This window comes from Actinotignum timonense, assembly GCF_900155575.1.
In the GTDB taxonomy this organism is placed as follows: domain Bacteria; phylum Actinomycetota; class Actinomycetes; order Actinomycetales; family Actinomycetaceae; genus Actinotignum; species Actinotignum timonense.
On the sequence record NZ_LT706966.1, the window covers coordinates 16535 to 40840 of the forward strand.

The window sequence follows — 24306 nt, forward strand, 5'->3', positions numbered from 1 at the left end:
CCTACCCAAGCCTATCCTAGGCGAGGTACCTGAGAATTGACTGCACCGCGCTTTCTTGTACGACGGCGCCCGCGTCTCCGGGTGCTTGCGCCACCGTGCCCGAACGGCCCCGGTGGCCCGGTGCGGCTACGCCACCAGATGCCGAGCGGCCGGGTGGAAACCAGCTCCGTGAAGAGCTCGGTTCCCGCCCGGCCGCTGTGCAGTGCTAGCCGTGTTTAGCCAGCATTTGCGTGCCTAGCTAGCGATTACGCGGCTACGCGCAATACGCAAGCGCTACGCCGTCGCGCCGGCTCCGGACTCCTGCCCCTTGGCCATAACGGCCGCGCGCCCGGCCTCCAGGCGTGCCACCGGCACCCGGAACGGGGAGCAGGACACGTAATCCAAACCGACGGAGTCGAAGAAGTGCACCGAGGCGGGATCACCGCCGTGCTCGCCGCAGATGCCCACGGTGAGGTTCGGGTTGCCCTTCCGGCCGCGTTCGGTACCCATGCGCACCAGCTCGCCCACGCCTTCGCGGTCGATGGTCTCGAAGGGCGAGGTGTCAAAGATCCCTTCCGCCATATAGGTCGGAATGAATTCGTGTTCGACGTCGTCCCGCGAGAAGCCCCACGTGGTCTGAGTCAGGTCATTGGTGCCGAAGGAGAAGAATTCGGAATCTTCGGCGATCTTCTCCGCGATAATCGCCGCGCGTGGCAGCTCGATCATATTGCCGATCGCGATGTCCAGGTCGTAGCCGGATTCGCGTTCCACATCGGCGATGATCTTGCGGGCGCGGTCCGCAACCAGGCGGAATTCCTTATCCGAACCGATGAGCGGGATCATGATTTCCGGATGCGGATCCAGGCCACGCTTGCGGCAGGCCACCGCGGCTTCGGCCACCGCCCGCACCTGGAGATCCACGAAACCGGGGATCTGGATGGACAGGCGCACCCCGCGCAGGCCCAGCATCGGGTTATCTTCGTGGCGTTCGGTTGCCGCCCGCAGCAGGGTGCGGGTGTGTTCGGGCACCTNGATGAGCGGGATCATGATTTCCGGATGCGGATCCAGGCCACGCTTGCGGCAGGCCACCGCGGCTTCGGCCACCGCCCGCACCTGGAGATCCACGAAACCGGGGATCTGGATGGACAGGCGCACCCCGCGCAGGCCCAGCATGGGGTTATCTTCGTGGCGTTCGGTTGCCGCCCGCAGCAGGGTGCGGGTGTGTTCGGGCACCTGCTGGCCGCGGGCTTCCATGGTGGCTACCTCAACCGCCAGCTTCGTCATATCCGGGAGGAATTCGTGCAGCGGCGGGTCGATGAGGCGCACCACTACCGGCAGCCCGTCCATCGCCTCGAAAATACCTTCGAAGTCACCGCGCTGGAGCGGCATGAGCGCACCCAGGGCGGCCTCCTGCAACTCCGGGGTGGCCGCGAGGATCACGTGCTCGATGAGTTCGCGCCGCTCGCCCAAGAACATATGCTCGGTGCGGCACAGGCCGATCCCCTGCGCCCCGAATTCGCGAGCGCGCGCGGCATCTTCCGGATTATCGGCGTTGGCTCGCACGTGCATGCGCGCCGACTTATCCGCCTGGGTGAGGATGCGATCCACGGAACGCACCAGTTCGCAGGTGTCCACATCATCGCCGGCGGCTTCCAGCGCGGCTTCCAGGCCCTGGGAAACATAGATCATGACCGGGGAATCTTCCACCGGCACCGCCCCGAAGAACACTTCCCCGGTGGTGCCGTCAATGGAGATCACATCCCCGGCGCGCAGCGTCTGCCCGGTGGACTTGATGAAGACCGTGCCGGCCTTTTCTTCCACAAGCAGATCCTCCGCGCCCACCACGCAGGTGCGGCCCATCCCGCGGGCCACCACCGCGGCGTGCGAAGTTTTCCCGCCGCGCGCGGTGAGCACGCCGGCGGCCACCACCATGCCGGGCAGGTCATCCGGGTTGGTTTCGCGGCGCACCAGAATCACCTTGGCGCCTTCCGCGGCGCGTGCCTCCGCCTGCTCGTTACTGAACACCACTTCGCCCACGGCCGCACCCGGGGAGGCCGCCATGGCCTTGGTGATGAGGGTGCGCTGCGCATCGCGCTGGAACTGCGGAAAGAGCAGCGAGGTGAGCTGTTCGCCGGTGGTGCGGGTGATCGCTTCTTCCGCGCTGATGAGCCCTTCGTCTACCAGCTGGGTGGCCACCCGGAAGGCCGCGGCGGCGGTGCGCTTCCCCACGCGGGTTTGCAGCATCCACAGCTTGCCTTCCTGGATGGTGAACTCAATATCGCACAGGTCCCGGTAGTGGTTTTCCAGGCGCTTCATGATGTCCATGAGCTCGTTGTAGGAAACCGGATCCAGCTGCTCAAGATCCTTGAGGGAGAGGGTATTGCGGATACCGGCCACTACGTCTTCACCCTGGGCATTGACCAGGTAGTCGCCGTACACCCCGGAATGCCCGGTGGAAGGATCGCGGGTGAAGGCCACCCCGGTGCCGGACTTCTCCCCCATATTGCCGAAGACCATCGTGCAAATATTGACGGCGGTACCCAGGTCATCCGGGATGTGTTCGCGCCGGCGGTAGATGCGGGCACGTTCGGTGTTCCAGGAGCGGAACACCGCAGTGATCGCGAGGTTCATTTGCCGGCGCGGGTTCTGCGGGAAGGGATACCCGGTGGCGCGCCGCACGATTCCCTTGAATTGTTCGACCAGCTCTTGCAGGTCCGCCGTCGTCATATCAAGATCGCCGCTGTAACCTTTTGCCTTTTGGAGGGCGTGCAGGGCATCTGAGAAGAAATCTCCGTCGATATCGAGCACGGTCCGGGCGAACATTTGGATGAGGCGCCGGTAGGAATCCCAGGCGAAACGTTCGTTGCCGGATTGCGCCGCCAGGCCCTTGACCGATTCATCATTGAGGCCAATATTGAGCACGGTTTCCATCATGCCGGGCATGGAGAACTTCGCGCCCGAACGCACCGAGAGCAGCAGCGGATCCTCCGGATCGCCAAGTTTCTTGCCCATCTGCTCTTCCACGGCTTCTAGGTGGCGCGTCACCTCCGCTTCGAGTTCTTCGGGTTCCTGCCCGTTACTCAGGTAGTAGCGGCAGGCTTCGGTGGTGATGGTGAAACCGGGTGGGACAGGCAAATCCATGTGGACCATCTCAGCCAGGTTAGCTCCCTTGCCGCCGAGCAGGTCCTTCATGTCCTTGTTGCCCTCGGTAAATGCGTATACGAACTTTGTCATATCGTCCTCCGTGGGGATTCACACGCGCATAAGTGCGCGGAGCGGCCCCTTCGCCGCTCACGTGTCCAGGGTAACACTTTGGGGCGGCGTGATCGAGAGGGATTTTTAGTGAATACCGCGCACATTTCCGGCGCCGTCCACGTCAATGGCCAGCGCGGATGGTTCTTCGGGCAGGCCCGGCATCAGCATGACGCTCCCGGCCATCACCACGACGAACCGGCCCCCCGCGGAGAGATGCACCTCGCGTACCGGCACGTCGAAATCGCTGGGGGCGCCCAGGCGTTTCGGATCGGTGGTGAAGGAGGCCGGGGTTTTCGCGATGCACACGGGATAGCGGCCGTAGCCGCGTTCTTCCAGGTCACGCAGTTGCTCGCGCGCTTCTTGCGCGAAGGTCACGCTCGCGCCCCCGTAGACGCGCCGCACCACCGCGGTGATTTTCTCGGCAAGGCTCGCGCTATCCGGGTACGTGAACGTGGTGCGGGAGGGCGTTTCGAGGGCGCGCAGGACGGCTTCGGCCAGTGGCGCCGCACCTTCCCCACCGCGCGCGAAATGCTCGGAAACAGCCACGGGCACGCCCAACTCCGCGAATTGCGTGCGCACGTTTGCGATATCGGCTGCGGTATCCGTATCAAAACGATTAAGGGCGACGACGACGGACTGCCCCCACACCGCCCGCAAATTATCGATATGCCGGGCGGCGTTCGCGATACCCCCGTGATAGCGCAGCGCGCGCAAGGTGATCACGAAAACGACGGCGTCGGGGCGCAGCCCGGAGGTCCGGCACATAATGTCAATGAACTTTTCGGCGCCCAGGTCGGCCCCGAAGCCCGCTTCGGTGACCGCGATCTCCCCCATCGCGAGCGCGGCGCGGGTGGCCATCACGGAATTGCAGCCGTGGGCGATATTGGCGAAAGGCCCGCCGTGCACCAGGGCGAGGGTTCCTTCCCGGGTGGCGACCAGGTTCGGAGAAAAAGCTTCGGCGAGCAGGGCGAGCATAGCGCCGGTAGCTCCCAGGTCTTTGGCGGTGACCGGCTTGCCGGCGCGGGTGCGGGCCACTTCCATGGAATCGAGGCGCTCGCGCAGGTCCGCGAAGGAGGAGGCCAGGCAGAAGGCTGCCATGACTTCGCTGGCGGGAACAATATCGAAGCCGGTGGCGCGGGTGGCGTGCGCGCCGGGATTGGAGTGGGTGCCCGCGCCCGGGCCGGCGCTATCCAAGCGCCCGCTGGGGCTGAGGAGGATGGCGCGCAGGGCCCGGTCGTTCATGTCGATCACGCGGCGCACGCTCACCGTGGCCGGGTCAATATCGTGGGTATCGAAATACACCGCGTTATCCGTCATGGCGGCCAGCAGGTTGTGGGCGGCGGCGATAGCGGCAAAATCCCCGTTGAAGTGCAGGTTAATGGAGTCCGCCGGGGTGAGGGTGGCACGGCCCCCGCCAATGGCCCCGCCCTTGAGCCCAAAGACTGGCCCGAGCGAAGGTTCGCGCAGGGCCAGCACCGCACGCTGGCCGAGGTAACGCAGGCCGTCGGCCAGGCCGATGGAAGTGGTGGTTTTTCCTTCCCCGGCCGGGGTGGGCGACATAGCGGTCACCAGCACGAGGCGGCCGGGGCGGGCGGGGTTGGTTTCGGGTTGTGCGGAGCCGGTTTCGGGCTGTGCGAGCTCGGCACCCTGCCGGCCGGGCGTACCCGGTTGCGCAGCGAGGCTTTCTACCCAGCGGTAATCGATCTTCGCCCGATCCCGACCGAAGGGGATAACCGCATCGGCCGGCACACCCGCCGCGAGGGCGGCATCAATGAGGGGAAGATCAATAGACATACGCTGTATTTTATACCGCCGGCTCAGGTCCCTTAGCTAAGCGGGCCCATGTCAGCAACGTAGGCGTCGAGGAGCGCTTGGCCGCGGGCGTCGTCGTCGTTATTAAAATACCGGAGCACGCGGGCCGGGACCCCGACCACAATGCAGTTCGCGGGGACGTCGCGCATAACGACGGCGCCGGCGCCCACGATGGAATTTTCGCCGATGGTGACGCCCGGGCCGATGGTGGCGGAGGCGCCGATCCACACGTTATCGCCGATGGTGATCGCGGTGCCGAATTCGAGGTCGGTTTCGGCGCGCAGGCGCGGGGGAACCGGGTGGCCGGCGGTGGTGATGGTGACTCGCGGGCCGATGAGGACGCGGCGACCCAGGGTGATGGGGGCGACGTCGAGCAGAATCGCGCCGGAGTTGATGAAAACTTCCGGGCCGATATGGACATTCGCGCCGTAATCGCAATGGACGGGCGGGACCACGGTGGCGCTCGGGTCGAAGGAACCGAAGAAGCGGGCGGCGATGGTGCGGATCGTTTCGTTATCGGAGGGGTTGGTGGCGTTGAGCTCGTGCTGGACGGTGAGGCCCTCGCGGCGGACTTTGGCGAGGTAGGGGTCGTCCGCGATGTACATTTTTCCGGCGACCATGCGTTCCCAGGTGGGAGAGGGTTGCGGCGCATCGGGCACGGGATTCGGCGCGGGCTGCGCGGCGGCCTTAGGAGCGGATTCCGGCGCGGGCTGATTCGATTCGGTCATGGGTTCATTCTGGCATATCTGAGCTACCATCTATGGTGAACTCTTGTTCACCCTCGGAAGGGATGCGGTGGTGCGTTTCCCAGGTTTTCAACCCCGGCGGTGGCCGGCTGGACATCGTGGCCCAGCTGGCATGCTGCCGCTTCGCCCCTCGGCGGGCTCCCAACTACGCGGCCGGGCACCCGCCACCGCAATCGCCTTGATAAGACCTCACCAGCAGCGGGCCGCAGCAACGGCCCACATCAGAAAGGATGAATGATGCGCATTGCAATTATTGGAGCGAACGGTGCGGCCGGGAAGCTCATTACCCAGGAAGCAGTTTCGCGCCGGCACGAAGTTATTGCCGTGACGCGCTCGGAAAATGAAACGGAGGCGCCGGTTTCGCTGCGCCGCGACGTTTTCGAAATTGAACGCGGGGATATTGCCGGTTTTGACGCCATGGTGGACGCGCTCACGCCCAGCGCGGATGCCGGGGCGGACTTCCCCGAACGCGCCGCGAGCCATCTTATTGACCTGGTTTCCGGGCTGCCGACTCGGCTCATCGTGCTCGATAGCGGGGACGGGAAGGTCCCGGCGGCGGTGGAAAGCGCCCGCATTGCTAAATGGACATACGTTTCCCCGGAGGTGACCTCCGCGGAGTTGGCGGTGGCCGTGATTGAGGAAATCGAACGCGGGCCGCTGACCGCGCATATCCGCCAGCGTGTGGTGGTTGGGGATAAGTAGAGGTAGTAGAGAAGTGGAGTAAGGAGCGCACCTCCACAATCGTGAATAAGGGCCGCGCCTGGGATTCTCGGGCGCGGCCCTATTTTGAGCTCTCACCCAGGTGTAGATTTTAAATGGCTCATGTCACAGTGGCGAGAGACGGGAGGAACAATGATTATTTATTTTTCTGAAACTGGCATTACCGAGAAAGCAGCACAGCACTTGCAGGGCATTATTGGCGGCGATGTAGAACGGATAACGGCAGCTCAGCCGTATACGGATGCGGATTTAGATTGGCAGGTCGAGGATAGCCGGGCGAATCTAGAACAGCACGGTAAGCTCCCGGCCCCGAAACTCGCAGCACCGGTAGATTTGGGCGGCGCAACAGAGGTGTTCCTTGGTTTCCCGATCTGGTGGGGTATCCCGCCAAAAGTGGTGGATAGCTTCTTAGGCTCGCATGATTTGGGGAACGCGCGGGTTCACCCCTTCTGCACCTCCGGAAGCTCACCGATGGACGAAGCGGAAGAATACTTACGTTCCACTTTCCCGGATATTGCGTGGGCGAAAGGATTGCGTTTCCACGATGGCCTGACCGAAGAAGACATCCGCACATGGGCTGATGCATAGTAGAACCACGGGAGCCGTCGCTGCGCTTATCGGAACGCTCGGCACCCTCGGAACCCTCGCGGCATGTTCCCGGGAACCGCGTCCCGGCTTCGATGAACTGGTAGCTTGCACAGGAACGGTGACACTTTCCCACCTCAATCTGCCCGACCCCTACGGGGTTTCCTGGACGGTTGAGTTTGCGGAAGGCGACACCGCCACCTTGAGCTATAACGTTCCCGATGTCGGTGCGGGCCTAAAAGAGGTTTATCGAGAATCTTTCCCGGTTGATCCGCAGCTGCGGAAGGAAATGTGCGTGCAGGCTGCGATGACAAAAGAAGTCGAAACTCTGCCGAGAGGAGCGACCACCATCTGGGATCTACCGCCCGCCGGCTCCGGGAAAAGCAGTGATGTGGAAGCAACTGCGCTCATGGAACCGGTCATGCTCATGGTCACTACGGAACGCCTGTGGGCCGCGAATGAGGCGTCTGTGGAATATGCCAAGAATCGCTAAGGTGCGCGCGGGGCGGCAGGCGCGGCGGCGTCGTTCAAAATAAAGGACGGCACGGAAACCGCATGCGGCCACTGCGCGGACCAACCATAAAGCANTACTTGATTTACCGGGAATAGGGCCTTTTGCTGCCGGGCAGATCATTGTCTCGTTTTCCCATGCTGGGCGTGTTCGTAGTGAGGCGGCTTTCGCTTCCCTAGCGGGTGTGTGTCCGATTCCGGCGTGTTCGGGTAACACGGTACGTTATCGGCTTAGTCGGGGTGGGGATCGGGCGTTGAATTATGCTTTACATATGGCGGTGTTAGTGCGTATGAGGTCGGATGAGGAAACCCGGGCGTATGTGGAAAAGCGCCTTGGTGAGGGGAAAACGAAACGCGAGGTTATACGTGTGCTTAAACGCTACCTGGCCCGGCGGGTGTATCGCCTCTTGACCAGGCATATGCGTGCCGAGGAAACCGTACTTGCCTCTTGACAACATATAGAAGCGTCACTATGGCGCCTACACGGCCCAGAAAGCGCATTCTGACACCTCTGCCTACCCCGGGACTGTGGCGCGTGGCAGCCCGGACAGAACGAGTTTTCCGTCGAGGCATGTCACGCAGCGCATGTCAAGGAAGCCAGCTTATTGAGGTGCTCGACCTCAATAAGGCTGACTTTTCGTTGGTATAGCAAGGGAAAGTCCGGGTATAAGACCCACCATTTGTCTATTAGCCCAAAAGCAGGCACCGCTGCCCGGTCTTCGGACCGGACGGCGGTGTCTGTTTTTACTCAAAAGCCTTTCGCCATCACGTGCGTTACGAACGCGTTTAGGCTTCCGCTCTTACTTCCTGCTCCAGATCAGCGGTAATAACCTTGCCCATGGTTTCCGGCGTGGACAGGCACGAGAGAATCCCAAGCCCCATCATGATGGTGGTGAAGGTCAGCACCGGCAGCCAGCCGAAAGCGCCGGGCCGTACGATTATGGCGGCGATCATCGGGGTGAAGCCCACGATAATATTGCCGAGCTGGGTGGATACCGCGTAGCCCGTCATGCGCAGGCGGGTCGGGAACATCTCGCTGTACATCGGCGCTTGCACCACATTTCCACCGGCCAAGGTCAAGCCGATAATGAAGAGCAGCACAACGAGCAGCGGCACGTTCTTGAGCTGAATTGCCCAGAAGATCGCCGGGAACAGCACCACGAGGCTGAACATTGACATGAGGTACACCGGCCGGCGCCCGATCTTATCCGAAAGCGCGGCCCACACCGGTTGGATAGGAACACCGATTCCCATAGCTAGGGTCGCGAGCGCCAGCAAAGTGGAACGCTCCCACCCCCAGTAGGTGGTTCCGTAGTTGAGCATGTAGTTCGTGAGTAGCGCACCGGTAATCGCGTACTGGCCCATCGCCATGACGCGAATGACTTGGCGCCAGTGGTTCTTGAAGAGGTCGCCGAGGCTCCCCTTATTAGTAGTAGCTTCAGCAGTTTTCTGGACCGGGTGCTGCGCCGCTGCGCCCTCGTTGCGGGCGAGCGCTTCGTATACGTCGCGCGGTTCATCCGCCTTGATGCGTACCCACAGGGCGTAGAGCACCAGCGGGATAGCAACGAAGTAAGGAATACGCCAGCCCCCACCGAGGAGGAATTCCTCATCCTTGGATACCGGGATAAAAGCGGCGATGCCGAGCAACATACCGATAAGGAGCCCGTGCATGGTGAAAGCAACGAGGCGTCCGCGTTTCTCCGGCGGGGCAAGTTCAGAAGTCATCGCCGTGGATCCGGCTTGCTCACCGCCCGCGGAGAAGCCCTGGATCAACCGCATCACAATCAAAATAACACCCGCGGCGGGACCAACCGAATCATAGGAAGGCAAGAAGCCGATAACCAGGGTTGCGAAGCCCATGAGCCCGAGAGTGAGGAGAAGCGTCTTCTTCCTCCCCCACGCGTCGCCGAGGTGGCCGAGCACGATAGCGCCGAGAGGCCGCGCCAAATACGCAACACCGAATGAGGCGAGCGAAGCAATATTGGCCAGGGTTGGATCTTCGCCGCCTCCGAAGAAGACCGAGGGGAAGATGACTGCGGATGCGGTTCCGTACAGCCCGAAGTCGTAGTATTCGGCAACCGCGCCCCAAAAACCAGATTTTGCGGCTTTCTTGGCGGATTTCTCCAGGCTCACTTCCCCACCCGTCGCCCCGCTGGCTGCTGTTGATACGACATTGTTATCCGACGGCGGTATCGGTCTGGTACCCGTTACCGTGTGTGGGTCCGTCATTGGTTATCCTTTCACGCAACGGAGCTGCTTCGCATCCGTTATATGCGGTTATTCCTGAGCGTTCCTTTACGCCCATGCGATAGCGTAATGAGCTGCTCGCGCGGCGCGGCGCTGTCATCGGGGTGAATCAAGGTCCCTCCTGCCCTACTTTCAGACGAGTAGACTAGTCCCTGCTCACGGGGCGAATACCCAATATTCGCCTGGCGGATGGTGATGTGGAATGCGAACGAATCTACAATTCTCACAGCGTTTGACGGATGCTATCCAGGCGCTCCACGCGGCTACGGATCGGCGCACCATTGCACGTTACGTGGTTGCCCTACTAGCGGACGTGGCGCCGAATGCGGATTACATTTATTTTTACGCCTTTTTGCCGCGCCAGAACGCTTTTGCGGTTCTGGGGGTTTACGGCTTCCCCCACTACAATTCCACCCTCGTGGTGGAGGAGAATTCGCCTTTCGGGAGGACCCTCGGGCGGCGCGAACAGTACTGGGCTCGCACCCCGGCCGAGGTAGCCGAACTCTATTCTTTCCCCGCGGATTCTTCCCTGGCTTACGAGCGGATGAGCCCGTTATTCCGCTTTGCTTCCGCGGCTACGCACGCCTCCGCGGTTATCCAACCCTGCATCATCGGGCAGGAATTGCAGGGCACCCTATGGTTGGAATCCCATTCGCGCGCGGGGGCTTTCTCCGCGACGGATCGCACGCGGATTTCCCAGCTCTCCACGCTGGTCGCCTTGCTTCTACGCGCCGCGCCCCAGGCAACCATTCTCAACTCCGATGGTTTAGCGGAGGTATGGGACGTGCTTCCAAGCACCCCCACTCAGATCACCGCGGAAACACCGGAGAATTCCGCCTCTGAACATACCCCACCGCGAACCGAATCGAGGCATGCCCCTGCGCTTACACTCCGAGAGAAGGACGTACTCACGCAAATTGCCCAGGGGCTCACCAATTCCGAGGCGGCTGCCGCCTTACATATTTCGATCAATACAGTGCGCAGCCATCGCCGCAGCCTCATGCGTAAATTCGGGGTGCACAACGCGGTGGAGCTCCTGGATGCGGCCGCTCAGTACGGGTTCGGACCGAAAATGTTGAGGGACTAGTCCCCGGGGCCGGGTGCGGAACCTCTTTTCACCCCCACTATGCCAAGCCGCGCACAAGCCGGGCACTTAGGCTGACGATTGACCGCAGTCGGAGAGAATTTCGAGGGAGAAATGATGAACGCACTAGCACTGACCGTACCGGTTCCCGATGCCGCGGGCCCGATCCCCGTAACCGATACCAGCCACCCATTTTCGAGTATGCGTTTCGCGCGCGAACCGCTAGATTTAGCCGCTTACGGTTACGTGGAGGAGGAGTATTTCCTTTCCGGTAGCGTGAATGTTTACGCTTTTGCGTCAGAGCCGGATGTAAACGGTGCGGACCGTGGTGGCCGCGGGGAAAAGGCCGACGGCGCCCAGCCGGCGGCCTGCGTCGTCGTAGAAAAAGAAGGAATCCCGTATTGCACGCGTGTGCTGGTGCGGCGCCCGGCAGAGGGAGGTTCAGGCACGGCGTGGGTTTCTATTTCGAATGCCTCGCAAGGGTATGACATTGAAGATGATTGGCGGCGGGCCTGGGATTATGTGATGAGCAGGCGGCATACCTACGTATCCGTGACGGCCAAGCCCATCCAGATTTCCGCCTTGCAGACCTTTGATCCGGAGCGTTACGGGAAGCTGAGCTGGGGCGGAAAGCCGCGTCAGATTGATGCGACGGAGCCGGGCTGGAATCCGTTTATGCAGCTTGACGAATGTGAAGAAGGCTTGGCCTGGGATGTGATTGCGCAGGTGTCCGCGTGGTTGCACTCGCCGAGCAGTCCTGCGAGGGCGGGGCACGTTTTCCTCATGGGGCAGTCACAATCCTCGGTGTACGCCAATACGTACCTCACGTATTTCCACGATGTGCTGCGGCTGGCAAGCGGGGCGCATCCCTTCAATGGTTACGCTCCCGGGGTTGGATCGGTGTACGTCAAGGCGATTAACCAGCACGGGACCGGGGTTCCGCCCCGGATTCTGCGCACCTTGGCCTTGGGCGGGACCGGAACCGGCGCGAAGCGCCACGGGGCTTTTGTATTCCACCTGGTGGAGCCGGCCCAGCTTGATATGCCGGTGGTCAGCACTTCTTCGGAGGCCGATGTGAGCCTCTTTGGAGCGAGCCCCGAGTGCCTGCGCTTGGGGGACGGACCGCTGCGCCGGCATTGGCACGTGCGGCGCTCCCAGCATTCCGATGCTCGTTCACGGGTGATTCCGCAAAATTCGGAAGTGGTCAAGGCGAAGCGGCGCCCGCGCCAGATGGATACCGCATTCTTGGAGGCGCTGAGTGTGCTCCCCATTGAGCCCATTATTACCGGGGCCATGGCCGCGGTGGAGAAGTGGGCAGCGGAAGGCGTGCCGGCGGCGCCTTCTACCTGGTTTGATGCTGAGGGCGACCGGTGGGTGAAGGATAGTTCCGGCCTACTTTCGGGCGGGATTGAATTAGGGCTCCTGGCGCATCCTATTGCGGACTTCCTTCCGGGAGCGCCGGAGAATCCCGTCTACGGCCTCATGGCGCTGCACTCGCGCGAGTCGATTCTGGGGCGTTTCGCTTCTTTTGAGGACTACCAGGCCGCCTGCGATGAGGTCGATGACGCGCTGGAAGCGACCGGTTACCTTGAGCCCGTGGGCAGGCGTTTACTCCACGCCGTGGAGCGTGAGCTGTGGGAGCGCGCGGTGAACGGGGCGCCGGCTCCGCTGAGTTCACCACAAGGTCGGTAATTTCGCCTGAGCTCCCGGTGCGTGAGGTGCGGCGTCGCCCTTAATCCCGCGCACTCAAAGCACCGGTTTCTTCCAGGTAAGTCTCCCACTGCGGCGAGGCCGGAATGCGCCTGACCTGCGCAGACGCCAACATAGCAAAGGCCGCGAGCGCGGTGGGAAGGGCGAAGGCACTCTGGGTGAGTTCCCAGCCCAGAGTGCCGATGCCCCAGCCCGCGAGCGCGGGCGCGAAAGCGGCCGCGCCGGAGGAGAAGAACTGGCTGACCGAACCCACGCGCCCCATGAGCTCGTTGGGCGTCATGAGAGTGACGAGGCCCAGGACCGCGGCGTTGACGGCGGGAATGATGAGACCCATCAGGGCGTACATCGCGCCGATCCACCCCAGGCCGGGCAGGAAAGGCACAAGGGCGACGACGCCGGCGCACAGGAGGAATCCCGCCACGATCAGCACTCCGGAAGGCACGCGGGCAACCACTTTGGCGGCGACCACTGCCCCTGCAAGCGCTCCGCAACCGAGCGCGGTGGCGAGCAGGCCGATGAGTGCGGGCGCGACTCCGCGGCTGGCAAGGCCGAGGGTGACGCTCATCATCATGCCGGCCCACCCCAAGTTGAGCAGGCAGGCGCAGATAAGGAGCACGCGCACCACGGTGCGATTCCACATCCAGCGCAGTGATTCGTTGAATTCCGCGAGCGCCGGGGAGAGGCGGCCGGAACGCTTCGACTTTGGCGAATCCCCGGAGCGGGCGGCGCTTTTAGCACGCTTGGAATCGCAAGAGCGCTCGGCACCGCCGGATTGAGTGGCGCTTTCTGAGCCCTCGCGGCGCCCGGGCCGGTAATCCCCACGCATGCGCAGCGTGGCCACCATACTCGCCAACTGCCCAATGATTTGCGCGAGGGCAGGAACGTAGAGGTGGATAGCGAGCAGTGCCCCGCCTGCCGGGCCGGTGGCCAGGGTAATAGCGGCGTCGCGCCCCTGATTTGCAGCCACGGCGTTGGGCAGCAAGCGCCCGGGTACCACCTGTTTGAGCATGGAATTAGAGGCCGGGGAAAGCAGCGAATTGCGCAAGCGGTCCAGGAAGGCGAGTGCGGCGAGGTTCGCCACGTTCGCCGTGCCGGTGAGGAGCAGCACCACCAGCGCCACCTGCGCGAGCACACCCAGGCCGGAGGAAACCAGGCGCAGAGCGCGCCGGTTGTGGCGGTCGGCCAGGACTCCCCCGGGAAGGATGCCCAGCAGGGTGCCCGCCCCTTGGAAAAAGCCTACGGTTCCGGCGTGGACCGGGGAGCCGGTGACGGCCAGGCAGACCAGCGGGAAGGCGAACATAGCGATGCCGGCGCCCAGGTCTTGGAGGAGATCGCCGGCAAACCAGGCGCGGTATTCACGCGAAGCCCAGATGGTGGCCGGCTCACGCTCCGAACCGGCCACCTGATTTTCGGCGGTCACCTGATCCGTTACTGTGACTGGCGCATCTGCCGTGCTTGACATGCTTTCTCCTTGCCTATTCTTGGCCATTTCCCTGGCTTCTACCTCCCACTATAATTGCGCAACATATATTGCGCAATAGTTGTTGCGAATATGGGAGAACCGGGCACTCCAGCTACAATGAACCCATGGCTTCATCTGACGGCACCCCCGAATCGAGTAGCACCGCACCGGGGACCACCACAACAGAAACGGCGACTCGCCTCAACCGCGAACAGCTGCGGGCGCTTTCTCACCCGGTTCGTTTAAGTTTACTTCACACGCTGAGCCGCCTAGGCCACGCGCGCGCCGCCGACCTGGCCGAAGAACTGGACCTACCCGCCAATTCCATGAGTTACCACCTGCGGATTCTGGCTCGCGGCGGCTTGATTCGCGAGGATCCCACCCAGGCGCGCGATAAGCGGGATCGGGTGTGGACGCTCACGTCCCCGCGCATGGCCACTGATTCCAGCCTGCCCAATCCGGAGTATTCCAAAAGCGTGACCGCGGCCGGCACCGCGATTCTAGAGTGGGCCACCTCATTGTGGCTGGCCGCGATGACCGCCCGCACCGATCACCCGGAGGAACGGCCACTGTTCACCAGCTTGCACCCGGCGGAAGTTCTGCTCACCCGCGAGCAAGCTGCCGACCTTTCCAAGAAAATGTACGAGCTCGTGGAGGAATACCGGGTGGATAATGAGGCCGCCGCGGCGAACGGTCAAGAAGGCGCCAGCACGGGTGACGATACGAAAGATGCCACAGATGACGCCACGCCTTTCGTCACCCTGCAGGCCATTATTCCGCGCAGCCCCCACAAAGATTCGTAGCCAACCTCAAGCCATAGCGGGGGGACATCACAGCGCGGAAACTTTCCCTAGCGAACCCGCGAAACCTAATACGCCTCCAGCCGCAGTTCGCCGGCGAAAACCCCGCGGGTGCGCAGCAGGGTTTTCCCATTATCGTCGCCGCTCACCCAGGATAGGCAGAGCACCCCACTCCCCGGCTCCACTTCAAGCACTTCGGCATCATCCGCGCTGGCGGTGCCGTGCGCGAGCGTGAGCTGCGTCGTCGTTAAATGGTAACCGTAGGCATTTTCGAGGCAATCTCGGACCGGGCGGCTGAGATCCTCGGAGAGCAGGTCGGGGAAATGTTTGGCATCGATGTGGGTTTCTTCGACGCCGCGCACGCCGGGCCCGGTGCGCAGCTGGCGGATAAGGTACACAAATTCACCGGCATCCAAGCCGAAAGCTTCGCGTTGGGCAGAGCTAGCCCGCTGCAAAGCGCAGCCGATGAGCTCGGTATCGAGTCGAGTGCGCAGATGATCCTCGAGGCTAGGTAGCGGTTCGCGCGTTTTTTCCGGGGGCGGGGCCGCCACAAAAGTGCCCTTCCCCGGAATGCCGACGGTCCGCCCTTCTTGAGCAAGCAGGGTGAGGGCGCGGCGCACCGTCATGGGGGCCACGTCCATTTTGCGCGAAAGCTCCAGTTCGCTATCGAGTTTTGCACCGGGCTGCAGCGTTGCAATGGTCGCGAGGAGACTTTCGTACACGGCTGCATATTTCGGCTTCATGACCATTATTATTACCTAGATCTCACCACGAAAGGCGCCCGCACCCTAGACGGCCTAGGGTGATGTTTATTACCCTAGGGTTATTCGGTCGGGCAACTCGCCTAGCCGACCGGGGCGCTTCCGCCCCGCCGTGCGGACATCTTCTAGCAAAGGAGCGCAATGAGGCATTCCGCGTTATCGTATTCAGTTTCCGGGGCTCCCATCGAGGGCACCATCGTGGCATTTCACGGGGTGACCGACTGCGCGGCCTCGCTGCACAGCCTCGCCGCGCATTACGGGCGCGATTACCGGGTGGTCCTGTGCGACCTGCTCGGTCACGGACTCTCGGCGCGTTTCGCCAAGGATGATCTGGCCGATCCTTTCGCCGCCCTCGTGGCGACCGCGGCGGATGTGGTGGTGCGCGCGGCTGCCGGGACGCCCTCGCGCCAGGTCCTCCTCATGGGCCATTCCCTAGGCGGCGCGGTTGCCGCGCATATCGCCGCCGCGCATCCCACGCTCATCGCCGGGCTGGTGCTTGAGGATCCAGCCCTCCTCACTCCCGAGCAGGTCCAGACCTACCGTGAAGCCGCGGAAAGCCTGGGTAAAACTCAGGAGCGGGTCCGCGAATACCTCCCCGAAGCCATCGCTTCGCTGCGCGAGTCCTACACCACCTGGACGCCCTCCGAATATGCCGGCTGGGCGCAGGGCAAAACCGAAGTGGACCTCGATTTTATTGCCACCGGCGTGGTGGGCCGCCCCGGGCGCGAGGTGCTCAGCCAGTTGCGCATGCCCACTCTCCTCGTGACCGGCGACGCCGACGACGTGCTCTTCGGCACCACCGGCATTGAAGCCCTGGCCGAACACCGCAACCCGCAACTGCGCGGGGTGCTTATCCCGCACTCCACCCATACGGTCCGCCGCGATCAGGAGAGCGCGTTCTACGCCGCGGCGGATCCCTTCCTCGCCGAGTGCGCGAAAGCGCAGGTGCGCCCGCAGCCCTACCTGGATCCGCAGCTCACGCCGCTGCTCGCCGGCGTGCCCGAGCAAACCACTTGGGATACCCCGGCGATGCGCGCGGAAGGCGAAGCGCTGCTGGGCGCGGAGCCAGAACTTCCCGCGGGCATTCGCCGTGAGATCGTGGTGGAAAACGGCTTAGAGCTGCGTATTTTCCATCCCGACAGCACGACGACGCCGCAGCCCCGCGTGGTCCTGTCCTTGCACGGCGGCGGTTACGTGGCGGGCCGCGCCCGCTATGACGATGCACGCAATGCGGAGATCGCCCAAATGAGCGGGGCAACCGTGGTAGTTCCCGATTATCGACTGGCTCCCGAGCATCCTTTCCCAGCGGCAGTAGATGATTGCCGCGCGGCGCTGAAGTTTATTGCGCGGGTTTTCCCGGATGCGCCCGTGCTGATCTTCGGCGATTCAGCCGGAGCAGGCTTGGCCGATCAGGTGCTGCGCTTCGCGCCGCCAGAGGAACTGGCGGGATTGTGCGGCGTCGTCGCCCTAGAACCGTGCGTGAGCCCGCGCCTCGATACGCTTTCCTACCGGACCTATCGCGACGGGCCGGTGTGGACGCGGGAGGCGGCGGCCGCGGCGTGGAGCGCGTACGTCGGCGATTCGGGGTACCGTGCCGAGCCGATTCGCGCCGGTAGCGGGCCGTATACGGGCTTGCCCATGTTTCTTGTGGTCAATCCGGTGGATCCACTGCGCGACGAGGGCCTGGACTGGGCGCGCGACCTTATGGATGCCGGCGCGGCCGTGGAGCTGCATATGTATCCGGGGACCTTCCACGGCATGCTCAGCGCTCCGGGTACGGACGTGTGGACACAAGTCCGGACTCGAATGAGTGAATTTATCGCGGCCGCTTTCGCGAAACCGCGTCCCACATCGCAACTTTCCACCCACGAACTTTCCACCTCCACAATAGAAAGGCAGAACAATGAGTAAGGCGACTTCTTCGCGGCTCCTTCAGGTAGCCATCGCCGCTGCGCTCGGAGGTTTCCTCTTTGGCTTCGACGTCGCCGTTATTAATGGTGCTATCGGGTCGGTATCAGGGAACGTGACCGGGTTCGACCTCAGCTCCCTCATGACGGGAGTGGTGGTATCGGTGGTGAATCTGGGCGCAGCCATCGGCGCCTGGTTCGCCGGGCAATTCTCCAATAAATACGGGCGTATCCGAGTCATGGTCACGGCCGCGATCCTGCTGTCCATTTCGGCACTGATGTCCGGGCTGTCTTTCGGGGCCTGGCAGCTGGTGGGCTGGCGTTTGCTCGGCGGGCTGGGCGTGGGTGTGAGCGCCGTCGTCGCTCCCGCGTATATCGCAGAGATCGCACCCGCGGATAAACGCGGGCGGCTGGGCACCCTGCAACAGCTGGCCATCGGTATCGGTATTTTCGGTGCCTTTATTTCTAATTTCATCCTTGTGAAAATTTCCGGTTCGGCAGACGATATTTTGTGGTTCGGGCTGGAGACCTGGCGTTGGATGTTCATGAGCGAGCTCGTGCCAGCGGTTATTTACGGGGTGCTGGCGCTGCGGCTGCCCGAATCGCCGCGCTACCTGGTTTCTGTGGGGCGTGAGACGGAAGCCGTTAAGATTCTGACTTCTACCGGAGCGGACGCGAATCCGGCCGAACGCGTGGAGGAAATCAAACGAAGCCTGCGCGGGCATCAGCCGCGGTTGCGCGATTTGCGCCACCCGAAGTACTTCCTGCATCCGGTGGTGTGGGTGGCCCTCGCCTTCGCTTTCCTCATCCAGATGGCCGGCATTAATAACATTTTGCTGTACGCCACCCAGCTGTGGGAGACGGTGGGCTACACCGGCAACCTGGCAGTATTTATCCCGGTCGTTACCTCAATGATCGGCATCGGCATGACCGTGGTGGGCATGCTCTTAATTGACCGGGTAGGGCGCCGGCCGCTGCTGCTCTGGGGCGCGATTGGCATGTTCATCACGATGATCACGTCCGGAATTGCGTTCATGCAGGGCACGGTGGATGCCAACGGCGCACTCCAGCTTCCCGGTGCGTGGGCGGCGATTGCGCTGGTGAGCGTGCACCTCGTGTACATCATTTTCTGCGGAACCTGGGGCGTGGTGCTGTGGGTCTTCCTCGGGGAGATTTTCCCGAACCTCATCCGCACCGCGGGCCTCGGTTTGGCGACGGCGGGCAACTGGATTGGCGGCACCCTGGTGACGCTGCTGTTCCCGGTATTCGCCCAATCCCTGGGGCTGGCCGGTACGTACTTCTCCTACGCGGTGGTGGGCGCACTGCTCATCTGGCTGGTGGTGCGCTACATCCCGGAGACGAAGGGCCGCGAACTCGAGGAGATGGAATTTAGTACGCGGTAGGGGGCTGCAGCGGTTGCGCTGCAGTACCTTCAAGGCACCCGATAATCCAGGCGGCGGAGAATCCAGAAGGTACGAAATCTGTGCGGCAGAAAATTCGCGAGGCGGCGATGGCGAATCCTCAATGTTCACTATCGCCGCTTCGCCGTCGTTATTCTTCCTCGGGCGAAGCGGGGGCTGGCGTGCGTCGAGCGAGCGCTCGCACCACGTCTTTGAGAGCCACTTCAAGAAGTTTCGGGTCGCTTTCTTCCAGTACCGCGTTGAGATAAGCCGCAATATCTTCCCAGGTTTCCAGGTAGTCACTGGCGTCCCAACGGGTGATTTTCACTGCCATGGTTGCTCCTGAATATTATCTGCCGCAATCCTCTTTGCTTTTCCAATATTGAGGCGGTTCCGATTACCCACCAAGCATATTTCGAGAACAGAGGAGCTGTACATCCTCCGCCGCAAAAGTAAAATAGACACATGGCCACCACCGTCTCATCAGGTTCAGCACAGGTCCCGTCACTGGCACAGCTTCGGGCTGCCAATGATGCGATTCGCGAACTGATAAAGGCACATCAAGGAACCGGGCGGTTCTGGGTTTTCGGTTCGGTAGCCCGCGGCGAGGCAACCAGCGAGTCGGATTACGACCTCCTGGTGGAGTTCCTGCCCGATGCCAGCTATTTTGACCTCGTAGCATTAGAAATGAAACTAAGCGAGCTACTTGAAACCCCAGTCGACGTCATGTCGAGTCGCTCGAAGGGCTACGTTGCCGATTACGCACGTGCCGAAGCGGTAGCGGTAGAATCTTCGGAGGCGTAAAACTCTCGAAGAGACAACTACTCGAATTTTTCGAGTAGTTCGCCAAGCCAAAATCCTGTCACCTAAAAAGCCAGCTAGCCGCCCCCCGCTACCGATCCCGCAAAACTTCCGCGGCAAGATCGAGATTGCGAATATAACCTTCCGCGAACAGTTGTTTAATCACCCCCGAGCAGTACACTTAGGCAGCGAGGAAGCGCTGGTTAGCGCCCTGGCGGGTCATGCCCAATACATCCCCGATGGATTGCCATGTCTTGCCAGCGGCGCGAGCCTTGGCGACTGCGGCATCTAGCCGCTTGTTAGCTGCGCGTAGCTCCATCTGAGCCACCGCTATCTGCGTGAGATAGGGGTCATCAACGGTATAAATAGGGTCCGGCCCCTCGCCGCCGTTCGCGTTTTCTACCTCATCGAGCATCTCTTCAAGAGAACGGGTCATGAGAGATCACCTTTCATTCGTAGGAACTTTTTACGAGCTTTCATAGCGTGGAAGATGCGTTCATCTCCACTAACACATAATTCGAGCAATTGCCCGGACTGGCCAGGACCGATGAGCAGCGTATAACCGTCCATGTAATGCATTTTCACCGCATTACGCACGGCGTGCCGAATATCCTCGGCTGTTATACCGTGCCGGTAGGCGCTGCTCTCAATCTCCATGCTGTCAACAATAATTGCCAACCGCCCAAGCGTCAATAGAATTTACCAAAGGGGAAGAATGCCTAATTGTACTGTTGAGGAACGTTGTTCCCCGCCGAAACCGGACTACGGCTCATGAGTTACTGAATTTCACAGTCGTCTAAGTAAACCTACAGTGCCAGGAGCGGCAGCCCCGTCACAAATTCAAAAGTAGAGTAGACACATGCCTACGCCCACTTCGCTTGATTCAACACATGTTCCGTCGCTGGCGCAGCTTCTTGATTCCGAAGGAACAATTCGTGATGCGATCAGAGCGCATTGCGGCACCGGCCGCTTCTGGGTCTTCGGTTCGGTAGCCCGCGATGAAGCAACTACCAAATCTGATTACGACCTTTTGGTGGAGTTCCTGCCCGGTGCCAGCTACTTCGATCTCATCGAATTAGAAATCAAACTGAGCGAACTGCTTGGGAAACCTGTTGACATCATGTCGATCAAATCCGAGGGATACGTTGCCGATTGCGCTCGTTCCGAAGCGATATTGGTGGAGCCTTCTGAAGCGTGAAAGATCTCAACGCGGCAACTATTGGAATTTTTCCAATAGTTCGAAAAGAAGACATCCGGGAGACCATGCCGCCAACCCAGCACCCCAGCCAGAAGCGGCAGCTCCGCCGTCGTACTAAACGTGCGGAACTGCCGCTACCTGTAGCAAAGCTCGGTTCCCCGAAAATCTTCAGCCGACCGAAAACGTTCGGTCCACCGAATACCCGCCCACCCGGATAAAATCAGCTACCCCCGCAGCGCTTCCGCGGCGAGCTCGAGGTTGCGGATATATCCTTCCGCGGTCCACGCCGAGCGCCCGATAAAGAGGCCGCCCACGCCCGGGATTCCCAGGATGTCCTGGTTGTTTTCGTGATTGACGGAGCCGCCGTAAAGAATAGCCTCCACGCGGTCCCCGTAACGCTCCGCGAGCGCGGCGAAAGTGCGCACCAGGTCCTCGCGCCGCGGCGGCCGACCGTGTTCCCCAATTGCCCAGATCGGCTCGTAAGCAAGGAGCACCCGGGAAGTATCCTCCACGCCTTCCAGAGCTGCGTCGATCTGCGCGGTGATGAAGGGAAGGGTCTCCCCCGCCTCGAATACCTCGGCCGGCTCGCCGAAGCACACCAGCGGAATAACCCCGTGGCGCAGCGCGGCTTTGACCTTGAGATTCACGGTCCGATCTATTTCCCCGAAGTATTCGCGCCGCTCGGAATGCCCCATTTCGATGATGGTGGCCCCGGCGTCCATGGCCTGTGGAATCGACACTTCGCCGGTCCACGCCCCGGCATCCTCCCAGGCGGCGTTTTGCGCGCCTACCAGGATCCCGGTTCCCTCCAGCTCGCTAGCCGCCACGTCGATGGCGGTAAACGACGGGATAATAAAAGGCTGGATATCGCCCAAACCAGCCGCATCGAGGCCGGCGAGGGTACGGGCGTACTCCCGCGCAAAAGCGCGAGTACCGTTCATTTTCCAGCTGGTTCCAACCCAGAGCATTATTCCTCCAGCGAGCCGTCATAGGCGCAGATCGCGTCCACATTGGCCTTGGAGTGCGAGCTCGGGTCGAATTCATAATTGAAGAATTCCTTCGCCAGCCGCCGTGCGAGCTCCGCGCCAATCACTCGCTGCCCCAGGCACAGCACCTGCGCGTTATTTGAGAGCACCAGGCGTTCTACTGAGAACGAATCATGCGCGGTCGAGGCACGAATTCCCTTGACCTTATTGGCGGACATCGCCACACCCATCCCGGTCCCGCAGATGAAAATCCCACGATCAGCTTCGCCACGCGCGATCATTTCCGCGCCCGCGGTGGCGAGATTGGGATACAGCGCGGATTCCCCTTCATGCAGGCCCAGGTCGATCACTTCGTCAATCCGGTCATCTTTCTCCAGGTCAGCCTTGATGAGGTCCTTGTATCCGTACCCGGCCGAATCGCCGAGCACCACCACACGAAATCCCATATCTACTCCTTTGTTTTCTTTTCTCGACATGTATACGGGTTGGTACATTCTTGCAAAGCCGCGCGACAGTGACGTGGCGGGCGCCCGCTGCTATTCCACCACACGAACCGCGCAAAAAGCCATATTTTGGTGTATTTTCACCGTTTTATTCCACCTTCTTGCGCGGTTCGTGCAGATTGGCCTCAGAGCGCCTCCGCTGCGGCGGCCATGAGCAGGGCGAAGGACACCGCGCCCGGATCCGGGTGCCCAAGTGACGCATCGCCGTGGGTCTTGGCCCGACCCTTGCGTGCGGCCAGTTCCGCGGTGGCCTCAGCGGCCTCGCGGGCTACTTCAGCCGCACGGGTCCAGGCTTCCTTGAGGCCAGCGCCCCCGGCGAGTTCCTTTTCCAGCGCATCGGCAAAAGGTTCGGTTGCGTCCACCATCGTTTTATCTCCGACGATGGCGCCACCGTCCCGCGCCACATTCCGCGCCGCATCGACCACGGCTGCGCCCAATGTTTCGGCCGAAACCGCCGCGCCATCATCAAGGTGGGTGGCGGCCTGACAGATGGCATCTCCCCAGAGCGCGCCCGAAGTTCCGCCCGCGCCTTCGGACCAGGCCTTACCGGCGGCGTCCACCAAGCTGGCTGCCCCAGCCTTGGCACTGAGCGCCCGGCGCACTGCATCGCGCGCGGCCACCGAGCCGAGGGTCATACCCTGGCCGTGGTCGCCATCTCCGGCGATGGAATCCAGCTTGCCCAGATCCGCTTCCGCCGCGATAGCAGCATCGGCAAAGGCGGTGAAAACGGTAGCGATGCGTTCCGCTTGCGCTGCCGATTCCGGCGCGCCGGCACTGAGTTCTACCGCGTGTGCTTCAGCAACGGGGCGTTCGCGGCGCTGCTGGTTCTCCACATTTCCGGTGCGGAAAGCGGGGGTATCCGCTCCGGCTAGCCAGAACTTCTCCAGCTCTTCATCGAGGAAAGCCACCGTGAGGGAAACCCCGGCCATATCGAGTGAGGTCACCTGTTCGCCCACCACCGGTGCCACGACCTCCAAGCCGCGCTCGGCCAGGAGGGTGGAAACGGCGTGGTAGAGCACGAACATTTCTTCATACTTCACTCCGCCCAGTCCGTTGACGATCACGGTCACGCGCCCGTTGTAACCGCCCTCGCGGCGTTCGGGTTCTTCGGCAAGCACGCCGTCTACCAACAGGGCCGCCAGCTCGTCCGCGGTGGCGTGCTCGTGTTCAGAAATCCCGGGCTCACCGTGAATACCCAAGCCGAGGGCAAACTTCCCATCCGGCACGGTAAAGAGTGGTTCGCCTGCTCCCGGGAGGGTGCAGCCGGTGAAGGCCACCCCGAGGGTGCGGGTGGAATCGTTGGCGTGCCAGCCGATGCGTTCGGCTTCGTCCAAGTTGTACCCGGCGGCAATCGCCCCGCCGGTTACTTTCACGACGAAGAGGTCGCCCGCGATGCCCCGGCGGTCGCGGTGTTTGTCCGGGGTGCCCGATGCGACGTCGTCAGAAATCTGTACTTCGCGCACGTCCAGGCCGTCTGCACGCATGATGCTGGCGGCTTTCCCGAAGTGGAGGACGTCCCCGGCGTAATTGCCGTACATGAGAAGTACGCCGCCGCCGTTATCGGCAGCCTGGGATACCGCGGTGACCTGGGACTGCGAGGGGGACGCAAAAACGTTCCCGCATACGCAGCCGTGCGCCATGCCCGGGCCGACCCAGCCGGGGAAGGCCGGGTAATGCCCCGAGCCGCCCCCGATCACCAGGGCGACTTCGCCCTCCGGGGAGGTAGTAGAACGGACGACACCGCCGTGCACCGCTTCCACGTACCGCTCATTGGCGGCGATGAAACCCGCGAGGGCTTCAGCGGGGAATTGTTTGGGATCGTTGTAGATAAACGTCATTG

At 62.1% G+C, this 24306-nt stretch carries 22 protein-coding genes and 1 pseudogene; 11 read left to right on the forward strand and 12 right to left on the reverse strand.

What is annotated here, in order from left to right:
- Window positions 1-273: 273 nt before the first annotated feature.
- The 3 genes from ppdK to CZ322_RS00075 form a co-directional block, all read right to left on the reverse strand.
- Window positions 274-3213, reverse strand: a complete 2940-nt coding sequence (gene ppdK / locus CZ322_RS00065) for a pyruvate, phosphate dikinase (RefSeq protein WP_087069698.1) — start codon at window positions 3211-3213, stop codon at window positions 274-276.
- A 105-nt stretch (window positions 3214-3318) separates the two neighbouring features.
- Window positions 3319-5028, reverse strand: a complete 1710-nt coding sequence (locus CZ322_RS00070) for a formate--tetrahydrofolate ligase (protein ID WP_087069699.1) — start codon at window positions 5026-5028, stop codon at window positions 3319-3321.
- 32 nt (window positions 5029-5060) lie between these two features.
- On the reverse strand, window positions 5061-5774 hold the full coding sequence (locus CZ322_RS00075) for a sugar O-acetyltransferase (RefSeq protein WP_101595776.1): 714 nt from the start codon (window positions 5772-5774) through the stop codon (window positions 5061-5063).
- 252 nt (window positions 5775-6026) lie between these two features.
- Here CZ322_RS00075 and CZ322_RS00080 point away from each other — a divergent pair, with 252 nt between their 5' ends.
- The 4 genes and pseudogenes from CZ322_RS00080 to CZ322_RS00095 form a co-directional block, all read left to right on the forward strand.
- A complete protein-coding gene (locus CZ322_RS00080) occupies window positions 6027-6494 on the forward strand; it encodes an NAD(P)-dependent oxidoreductase (protein ID WP_087069701.1) in 468 nt (155 codons plus the stop codon).
- 120 nt (window positions 6495-6614) lie between these two features.
- Window positions 6615-7100, forward strand: coding sequence for a flavodoxin (locus CZ322_RS00085; RefSeq protein ID WP_087069702.1), 486 nt, complete (start codon window positions 6615-6617; stop codon window positions 7098-7100).
- 118 nt (window positions 7101-7218) lie between these two features.
- Window positions 7219-7590, forward strand: coding sequence for a hypothetical protein (locus CZ322_RS00090; protein WP_143231790.1), 372 nt, complete (start codon window positions 7219-7221; stop codon window positions 7588-7590).
- A gap of 88 nt (window positions 7591-7678) precedes the next feature.
- Window positions 7679-8059 (forward strand): annotated as a pseudogene (locus CZ322_RS00095) (transposase); the annotation flags it as partial.
- Between the two features lie 334 nt (window positions 8060-8393).
- On the opposite strand, the gene CZ322_RS00100 reads toward CZ322_RS00095, so the two are convergent.
- Window positions 8394-9836 (reverse strand): MFS transporter, encoded by a 1443-nt coding sequence (locus CZ322_RS00100; protein WP_087069704.1) that lies wholly within the window; start codon window positions 9834-9836, stop codon window positions 8394-8396.
- Window positions 9837-10056: 220 nt separating this feature from the next.
- Here CZ322_RS00100 and CZ322_RS00105 point away from each other — a divergent pair, with 220 nt between their 5' ends.
- Together CZ322_RS00105 and CZ322_RS00110 are read left to right on the forward strand one after the other, a co-directional pair.
- Window positions 10057-10941 carry a helix-turn-helix transcriptional regulator gene (locus CZ322_RS00105; RefSeq protein WP_087069705.1) on the forward strand — a complete coding sequence of 295 codons (885 nt, stop codon included), beginning with the start codon at window positions 10057-10059 and terminating at the stop codon, window positions 10939-10941.
- 111 nt (window positions 10942-11052) lie between these two features.
- Window positions 11053-12630 carry an alpha/beta hydrolase domain-containing protein gene (locus CZ322_RS00110; RefSeq protein WP_101657645.1) on the forward strand — a complete coding sequence of 526 codons (1578 nt, stop codon included), beginning with the start codon at window positions 11053-11055 and terminating at the stop codon, window positions 12628-12630.
- 40 nt (window positions 12631-12670) lie between these two features.
- Here CZ322_RS00110 and CZ322_RS00115 read toward each other — a convergent pair whose 3' ends face one another.
- Complete coding sequence (locus CZ322_RS00115) at window positions 12671-14110, reverse strand: MFS transporter (RefSeq protein WP_159454955.1); 1440 nt, start codon at window positions 14108-14110, stop codon at window positions 12671-12673.
- A gap of 125 nt (window positions 14111-14235) precedes the next feature.
- Here CZ322_RS00115 and CZ322_RS00120 point away from each other — a divergent pair, with 125 nt between their 5' ends.
- Window positions 14236-14913: an ArsR/SmtB family transcription factor gene (locus CZ322_RS00120; protein ID WP_087069708.1), complete on the forward strand. Its 678-nt coding sequence runs from the start codon at window positions 14236-14238 to the stop codon at window positions 14911-14913.
- A 65-nt stretch (window positions 14914-14978) separates the two neighbouring features.
- Here the strand turns inward: CZ322_RS00120 and CZ322_RS00125 are convergent, their stop codons facing one another.
- Window positions 14979-15653, reverse strand: a complete 675-nt coding sequence (locus CZ322_RS00125; RefSeq protein WP_159454956.1) for a GntR family transcriptional regulator — start codon at window positions 15651-15653, stop codon at window positions 14979-14981.
- Window positions 15654-15812: 159 nt separating this feature from the next.
- Between CZ322_RS00125 and CZ322_RS10350 the strand changes: the two genes are divergently transcribed.
- Window positions 15813-17582 carry an alpha/beta fold hydrolase gene (locus CZ322_RS10350; RefSeq protein WP_087069710.1) on the forward strand — a complete coding sequence of 590 codons (1770 nt, stop codon included), beginning with the start codon at window positions 15813-15815 and terminating at the stop codon, window positions 17580-17582.
- Window positions 17575-18981, forward strand: a complete 1407-nt coding sequence (locus tag CZ322_RS00135; RefSeq protein WP_087069711.1) for a sugar porter family MFS transporter — start codon at window positions 17575-17577, stop codon at window positions 18979-18981. The genes CZ322_RS10350 and CZ322_RS00135 overlap by 8 nt, the downstream gene beginning before the upstream one ends.
- A 148-nt stretch (window positions 18982-19129) precedes the next feature.
- Here CZ322_RS00135 and CZ322_RS00140 read toward each other — a convergent pair whose 3' ends face one another.
- Entirely contained in the window at window positions 19130-19312 is a 183-nt protein-coding gene (locus CZ322_RS00140) for a helix-turn-helix domain-containing transcriptional regulator (protein ID WP_087069712.1), read from the reverse strand.
- Between the two features lie 131 nt (window positions 19313-19443).
- Here CZ322_RS00140 and CZ322_RS00145 point away from each other — a divergent pair, with 131 nt between their 5' ends.
- Entirely contained in the window at window positions 19444-19782 is a 339-nt protein-coding gene (locus CZ322_RS00145; RefSeq protein WP_087069713.1) for a nucleotidyltransferase family protein, read from the forward strand.
- A gap of 178 nt (window positions 19783-19960) precedes the next feature.
- On the opposite strand, the gene CZ322_RS00150 is transcribed toward CZ322_RS00145, so the two are convergent.
- Complete coding sequence (locus CZ322_RS00150) at window positions 19961-20215, reverse strand: hypothetical protein (RefSeq protein ID WP_087069714.1); 255 nt, start codon at window positions 20213-20215, stop codon at window positions 19961-19963.
- Window positions 20212-20436, reverse strand: coding sequence for a hypothetical protein (locus tag CZ322_RS00155; RefSeq protein WP_087071109.1), 225 nt, complete (start codon window positions 20434-20436; stop codon window positions 20212-20214). The genes CZ322_RS00150 and CZ322_RS00155 overlap by 4 nt, the downstream gene beginning before the upstream one ends.
- Window positions 20437-20638: 202 nt before the next feature.
- Here CZ322_RS00155 and CZ322_RS00160 point away from each other — a divergent pair, with 202 nt between their 5' ends.
- Window positions 20639-20977 carry a nucleotidyltransferase family protein gene (locus tag CZ322_RS00160; RefSeq protein WP_087069715.1) on the forward strand — a complete coding sequence of 113 codons (339 nt, stop codon included), beginning with the start codon at window positions 20639-20641 and terminating at the stop codon, window positions 20975-20977.
- Window positions 20978-21201: 224 nt separating this feature from the next.
- On the opposite strand, the gene CZ322_RS00165 is transcribed toward CZ322_RS00160, so the two are convergent.
- The 3 genes from CZ322_RS00165 to CZ322_RS00175 all read right to left on the reverse strand — a co-directional run bounded on the left by CZ322_RS00165 (window position 21202) and on the right by CZ322_RS00175 (window position 24304).
- On the reverse strand, window positions 21202-21945 hold the full coding sequence (locus tag CZ322_RS00165; protein ID WP_087069716.1) for a triose-phosphate isomerase: 744 nt from the start codon (window positions 21943-21945) through the stop codon (window positions 21202-21204).
- Window positions 21945-22409, reverse strand: a complete 465-nt coding sequence (locus CZ322_RS00170; protein ID WP_087069717.1) for a ribose-5-phosphate isomerase — start codon at window positions 22407-22409, stop codon at window positions 21945-21947. The genes CZ322_RS00165 and CZ322_RS00170 overlap by 1 nt, the downstream gene beginning before the upstream one ends.
- Window positions 22410-22591: 182 nt before the next feature.
- A complete protein-coding gene (locus tag CZ322_RS00175; RefSeq protein ID WP_087069718.1) occupies window positions 22592-24304 on the reverse strand; it encodes a dihydroxyacetone kinase family protein in 1713 nt (570 codons plus the stop codon).
- Window positions 24305-24306 lie beyond the last annotated feature (2 nt).

Coding starts and splice junctions, on each gene's coding strand:
- CZ322_RS00120 (WP_087069708.1), top strand. CDS start 14,236: ATGGCTTCATCTGACGGCACCCCCGAATCGAGTAGCACCGCACCGGGG.
- CZ322_RS00170 (WP_087069717.1), bottom strand. CDS start 22,409: ATGGGATTTCGTGTGGTGGTGCTCGGCGATTCGGCCGGGTACGGATAC.
- CZ322_RS00100 (WP_087069704.1), bottom strand. CDS start 9,836: ATGACGGACCCACACACGGTAACGGGTACCAGACCGATACCGCCGTCG.
- CZ322_RS00160 (WP_087069715.1), top strand. CDS start 20,639: ATGCCTACGCCCACTTCGCTTGATTCAACACATGTTCCGTCGCTGGCG.
- CZ322_RS00075 (WP_101595776.1), bottom strand. CDS start 5,774: ATGACCGAATCGAATCAGCCCGCGCCGGAATCCGCTCCTAAGGCCGCC.
- CZ322_RS00135 (WP_087069711.1), top strand. CDS start 17,575: ATGAGTAAGGCGACTTCTTCGCGGCTCCTTCAGGTAGCCATCGCCGCT.
- CZ322_RS00165 (WP_087069716.1), bottom strand. CDS start 21,945: ATGCTCTGGGTTGGAACCAGCTGGAAAATGAACGGTACTCGCGCTTTT.
- CZ322_RS00175 (WP_087069718.1), bottom strand. CDS start 24,304: ATGACGTTTATCTACAACGATCCCAAACAATTCCCCGCTGAAGCCCTC.
- CZ322_RS10350 (WP_087069710.1), top strand. CDS start 15,813: ATGAGGCATTCCGCGTTATCGTATTCAGTTTCCGGGGCTCCCATCGAG.
- CZ322_RS00150 (WP_087069714.1), bottom strand. CDS start 20,215: ATGACCCGTTCTCTTGAAGAGATGCTCGATGAGGTAGAAAACGCGAAC.
- CZ322_RS00070 (WP_087069699.1), bottom strand. CDS start 5,028: ATGTCTATTGATCTTCCCCTCATTGATGCCGCCCTCGCGGCGGGTGTG.
- CZ322_RS00125 (WP_159454956.1), bottom strand. CDS start 15,653: ATGAAGCCGAAATATGCAGCCGTGTACGAAAGTCTCCTCGCGACCATT.
- CZ322_RS00115 (WP_159454955.1), bottom strand. CDS start 14,110: ATGTCAAGCACGGCAGATGCGCCAGTCACAGTAACGGATCAGGTGACC.
- CZ322_RS00080 (WP_087069701.1), top strand. CDS start 6,027: ATGATGCGCATTGCAATTATTGGAGCGAACGGTGCGGCCGGGAAGCTC.
- CZ322_RS00105 (WP_087069705.1), top strand. CDS start 10,057: ATGCGAACGAATCTACAATTCTCACAGCGTTTGACGGATGCTATCCAG.
- CZ322_RS00155 (WP_087071109.1), bottom strand. CDS start 20,436: ATGGAGATTGAGAGCAGCGCCTACCGGCACGGTATAACAGCCGAGGAT.
- CZ322_RS00145 (WP_087069713.1), top strand. CDS start 19,444: ATGGCCACCACCGTCTCATCAGGTTCAGCACAGGTCCCGTCACTGGCA.
- CZ322_RS00110 (WP_101657645.1), top strand. CDS start 11,053: ATGATGAACGCACTAGCACTGACCGTACCGGTTCCCGATGCCGCGGGC.
- CZ322_RS00140 (WP_087069712.1), bottom strand. CDS start 19,312: ATGGCAGTGAAAATCACCCGTTGGGACGCCAGTGACTACCTGGAAACC.
- CZ322_RS00085 (WP_087069702.1), top strand. CDS start 6,615: ATGTCACAGTGGCGAGAGACGGGAGGAACAATGATTATTTATTTTTCT.